This window comes from Vasconcelosia minhoensis LEGE 07310, from assembly GCF_015207255.1.
GTDB classification, from domain to species: Bacteria; Cyanobacteriota; Cyanobacteriia; order Phormidesmidales; family Phormidesmidaceae; genus Vasconcelosia; species Vasconcelosia minhoensis.
In genome coordinates this window covers 1-4724 of sequence record NZ_JADEXG010000128.1, presented here as the reverse complement: position 1 = coordinate 4724, position 4724 = coordinate 1, and the positions used below count along the sequence as shown (strand labels likewise).

4 protein-coding genes are annotated in these 4724 nt (G+C 60.2%); 2 read left to right on the top strand and 2 right to left on the bottom strand.

Translation table 11 applies throughout. The annotated features are described in order from the left end of the window. Positions 1-60 precede the first annotated feature (60 nt). A complete protein-coding gene (locus IQ241_RS24925) occupies positions 61-1980 on the bottom strand; it encodes a hypothetical protein (RefSeq protein WP_193912473.1) in 1920 nt (639 codons plus the stop codon). 99 nt (positions 1981-2079) lie between these two features. Between IQ241_RS24925 and IQ241_RS24920 the strand changes: the two genes are divergently transcribed. Then, positions 2080-2787 carry a response regulator transcription factor gene (locus IQ241_RS24920; protein WP_193912471.1) on the top strand — a complete coding sequence of 236 codons (708 nt, stop codon included), beginning with the start codon at positions 2080-2082 and terminating at the stop codon, positions 2785-2787. Beyond that, positions 2780-3886, top strand: coding sequence for a sensor histidine kinase (locus IQ241_RS24915; protein ID WP_193912469.1), 1107 nt, complete (start codon positions 2780-2782; stop codon positions 3884-3886). The genes IQ241_RS24920 and IQ241_RS24915 overlap by 8 nt, the downstream gene beginning before the upstream one ends. Here IQ241_RS24915 and IQ241_RS24910 read toward each other — a convergent pair. Beyond that, on the bottom strand, positions 3887-4724 hold an 838-nt coding region (locus tag IQ241_RS24910; protein ID WP_193912467.1), incomplete at its 5' end, for an alpha/beta fold hydrolase. It lies immediately after the preceding gene.

Here is a 4724-nt window from a genome sequence, read left to right as displayed (position 1 = left end):
CTACCCACCCCATCACCCTACTACTCCCCACTCCCCTACTCCATCACTCCCCCACTCCCCTTACCTCACAAACCCATCCAACTCCGGCCGATACCGCGCCAAAAACTCCCCGCCCGCGTCGTACAGCTCTAGCGGCAGCCGATTGTTATCCCCAATCGCGGTGATCTGCCGCAGCAGCTCGTTGGCTTCCGCGGCTACCTGGGGCGAGATCGCGGTTGCCTGGCGCTCCGGCGGCGGCGTAATCGACTGGTTCAGCGCCTGGTCATAGCCCTGCACCAGATCTAGCCGGACCTTGCCATCTTGAATCCGAAACGCGCATCGCTGCTGGTTACCAAACCCGCAGGCGCTAGCCAGGCTGGGCTGAGCGGTTTGAAACCGAGCCGCGATTTGCAGATTGGCTTCAGCTTCAGACAGCGCCTTCTGGTAGGTGCTGATCAAATTTTGCGTCTTTTCGTACTGAGCCGTGTTCTCTGGCACTCGCCTCGCTTGCTGAAGCGCATCGCGCCAGTTCATCACGGCCAGCGTCCATTGCTCATCGCCTTCATAGCGGCGGGCCTCGGCGGCATTGCCGACCGCCTCATAGAAAAACTGGTCTGCAATCCGTTCCCGGCGAGTCTGAGTCCGTACCTGGCCCAGCGATGCCTCATACTGCGGCAGTAGCTCCTGGGCTTCGCCATAGGCCAGCGTCCCCTGGGGAATCTGCTCTAGCCGGCTGACCGCCGTTTGCCAGGAACTGAGCGCCGTTTCCCACTCCTCCAGCGAGTCGGCAATTTCAGCCAGCTGTGTCCCTAGCTGGGCTGCCTGCAAAGCCTGGTTATTGCTAGCTTCTGCCGCTTCCTCCGAGGCAATTCGGCCCTCAATAATCGCCAGATAGTTACGATATTCAGTCAGCTTGGTTTCAGCAAAAGCATAGACTGCGCTCTCCGGCGAAACGCTTTCCAACCGCTGAATCGCATCCCGCCAGTGGGCAGCAATTTCCTGCCAGCGCTCAATTGGGTGGGGAGGAGACTGGGCCAGCTCCGCCGCTGCTATTGCGCTGCCCTGCGCTGCCACAATAGTATCTAGCCTGTCAATTTCTGCCTGGTAGTTTTGGATAACCGCCTGAGCCTGGTCGTGGTAGGGCGACCAAAAAGGAATCGGGCGAAGCCGATTGACAACGCCGCGCAGGTCTTGCCGCACGTCCTGAATCGTTCCGGGGGAAGGGGCTGACTCAAGCTGGTCGAGCGCTGCGGCACCACTGACCTGAGCCGTCTCAATTCGCTCACAGCGACCAAAGGTGCAGGGTCGGGTAGCCCCATAAAGCCCCCCGACGAGGATGACGCCTCCGGCTAGCCCGATCGCCAGCCAGCGCGTGTGGAGTGTCCGCTGCTGCCACGGTCGGCCCTGCTGCTGTACCTCCGCTTCATCGACCGTCGCTACCTCGGGCTCTTCGTCTAGCGATGCCGCGATCGCGATATTTTCCGTCAGCTCCGCTTCCCATCGATCTGTGTCTGCCGGTTGCAGATCTGCTATTTCTTCCTCCGGGACGGCCTCCGAATCAGCCGGTTCTGGGTCGAATGGCGTGGTATCAAGGGGCGGATAGGTCTCTGAATAGGTCTCTGGTGGTAGCGCGGCAGCGTCGCCAAAAACGGCATCAAACCCCTCGCTCACCTGCCAGACAAAGCGATGAACCGCCAGCGGTTTTTCCTGGTCGCGCAGCTTAAAGTAGAGATGTACCGGAATTTTATCCGTGCTGGCCGCTAGCTCAGCCGCTTCTTCCGGCAGCCCCGATATGTTGAGCTGATGCCGCAGCCGCTGCTCTAACTGAGCGAAGGCCTGGGAGAGAATCGTATCGGTTGGTGCCGCTGGATATTCGGCTAGGACCATCAGCTTGTCCCGACCTAGCGCACAGCGGACCGTCGGCTCCGTCGCAATTTCCGGGAGCGGACTGAGATCTTGAGAAAGTTTTGACGCTAGGGTGTTGAGGGTAAGAGCAGACATGGATAGCGGCGAGGAAGAAAGATGGCAGTTAGGTTGCTGACTACTGTAGTGGCTGATCCCTTTAAAGGAAAGCAGTTTTTCTGAGGCGGCTGAAAAGAGATGGATATCTTAATTGTGGAAGATGAAGCCGAGATTGCTGAGCTGATTCAGCTCTATTTAACAAAAGAAGGATTCAACTGTCAGAGTTGCCGTGATGGTATCACTGCAATGGAGCGTTTTAAGATATTTCAACCGGACTTAATTATTTTAGATCTGATGATTCCGGGTCTAGATGGCCTGGAGGTCTGCGCTCGGATTCGACAGCAGCCCGGTGCTAAAGATCCCTATATTCTGATCTTGACTGCTAAGGGAGAAGAAGTAGACCGGATCATTGGCCTTTCCACCGGAGCCGATGACTACATGGTCAAGCCCTTTAGTCCTCGGGAGCTGGTTGCCCGCGTCCGGGCCCTGCTGCGTCGCAGTCTGCGGCAGGGAGGGCAGTCCGTCAGCCAGACCTATCAGACAGCCCACTTCACCTTGGATTTAGACCAGCGCACGGCCCATCGCAGCGGGGGCGACGATAGCCCCACCCCGCTGGAGCTAACGCCGCTAGAATTTGACCTGCTGGCTACGTTCATGAGCTATCCAGGCCGCGTTTGGAATCGCTCCCAGCTGATTGACAAGCTTTGGGGAGACGATTTTTTTGGCGATGACCGCATCGTCGATACCCACATCGCCCGGCTGCGCAAAAAGATTGAGCCCGACCCCTCCCAGCCAGTCTTTGTGAAAACGGTGATCGGCGTTGGCTACCGGTTTGAAGATGGCTAAGCTCGACCTACGCAACCGGCTGCTGCTTTCTCACCTGACGGTTTTAGCGATCGCGGTGATCGCCCTAGCCGGGGTCAGTCGGCTCTACACGCCGCGCTACTTCGTCGTTACCCTAGAGCGGATGGAAGGTCAGGGGTTGCGAAGCAAACAGATCCGGGGCCAGCTGATGGAGGGCTTTGAAGACGCCTGGGCACGAGGCATGGTTTGGTCTATCCTGCTGGGCGGCGTCGCTGCCACCAGCGCCAGCTATTTCCTGTCCCAGCGCATGATTCGCCCGCTGCTGCGAATGGAGGCGATCACCCGTAACTTTGCCAGCGGCGACCTATCTACCCGCGTTCCGCCGCTCGAAATTCCCGAATTCAACCGCCTGGCCCACAGCTTCAACCGGATGGCAGCCGATCTCGAAGGCGTTGAGCAGCGCCGCCGCGAGCTGGTCAGCGACCTCACCCACGAGCTGCGGACGCCGCTGACCATCGTCCGGGGCTACCTAGAAGGGCTGGCCGACGGCACCGTCGAGCCCAGTCCCGAGGCCTACGCCCGCCTGATCCACGAAACCGGCCGCCTCCAACGCCTGATCAACGACCTGCAAGAACTGTCCAAGCTAGAAGCGGGCTACCTACCGGTCCAGCTCCAGCCCCTGTCGCTAGCACCGCTACTGCAACAGGTCGTTCGCCGCTTTGCCGACCAGCTTTCTGAAACTGGACCGCTCCAGCTCAAGCTAGACCTAACGAGCCAGCTGCCGCCCGTCTATGCCGACCCTGAACGGGTTGAGCAAATTCTGGTCAATTTACTCAGCAATGCCCTGCGCTACACCGCCGCTGGCCAGGTCACCGTCACCGCCGAAGACACCCCCACTGCTGTCTGGGTCACCGTCACCGACACCGGCATTGGCATCGATCCCGTTGACCTGCCCCATGTCTTTGAGCGCTTCTGGCGCGCCGACCCCTCCCGCGATCGCGCCTCCGGCGGCACCGGTATCGGCCTCGCTATCTGCCAGCGCCTGGTCGAGCTCCAGAACGGCCAGATCGAGGTCGATAGCCAACCCGGCCAGGGCAGCCAGTTCCGCTTCTCACTCCCCAAACTGACTAAGAATCCCTAACTACTCCCACGCCCTGACTCCCCTACTCCCAAGCCAGTCCCGCAAAATTTGATGGATCTGATCGGGCTGTTCGTCGTACAGGAAATGGCCAGCCTTATCAACTTCCACCAGCGTCAGCCGTTCGTTTAGCGAATTGACCAGCTGGCCCCAGGCGATTGGAATAACGCGATCGCAATTTCCCCACAGCAGCAGCGTCGGCACCTGCAACAGCGGTACCAGCTCTCGCGTCGCCGGGCTAAAGCTGGCCTCCGTCCGCGACTTGACCAGATAGCACAGCGTCCGCGCCGCGCCCCGCTCCTGCGTCGGTCGAATAAATAAGGTCATTAACGCATCGTCTACCCGCTCCGGCGACACATGCAGCTTTTCCAAGATCGCCCGCATCAGCCGGGGCCGACGGATTAGCGCAAACAGCGGCCGAATCAGCAGCGGCGTCGAAAACCACTCCTCCACCCGACTGGCAAATCCCGCCAGCGGCCCACTCAGCAGCTCCTGCCGCGCCGCTGGCAGCGTCAGCATGACCAGCCGCTCCACCATTTCCGGCTGGGTCGCCGCCGTCGCCAGCGCCACCAGTGCCCCTAGCGAATGGCCCAGCAAAATCATCGGCTGGCCCAGAAATCCCCGCCAGAACGCCGCCACCTGCTCTACCCACAGGTCCACCCCCAGCCGCCCGGCCACTTTCTCAGAACCGCCAAAGCCGACCAAATCCAGCGCATACACCGGCCGCTGCTGCGCCAATACCACCAGATTCTCCCGCCACTGCTCTAGGCTAGAGCCAAATCCATGCAGCAGCAGCAGCGGCGCTTCACCTGTAGTCGGCCCCGCCAGGTAGGTATAGCGC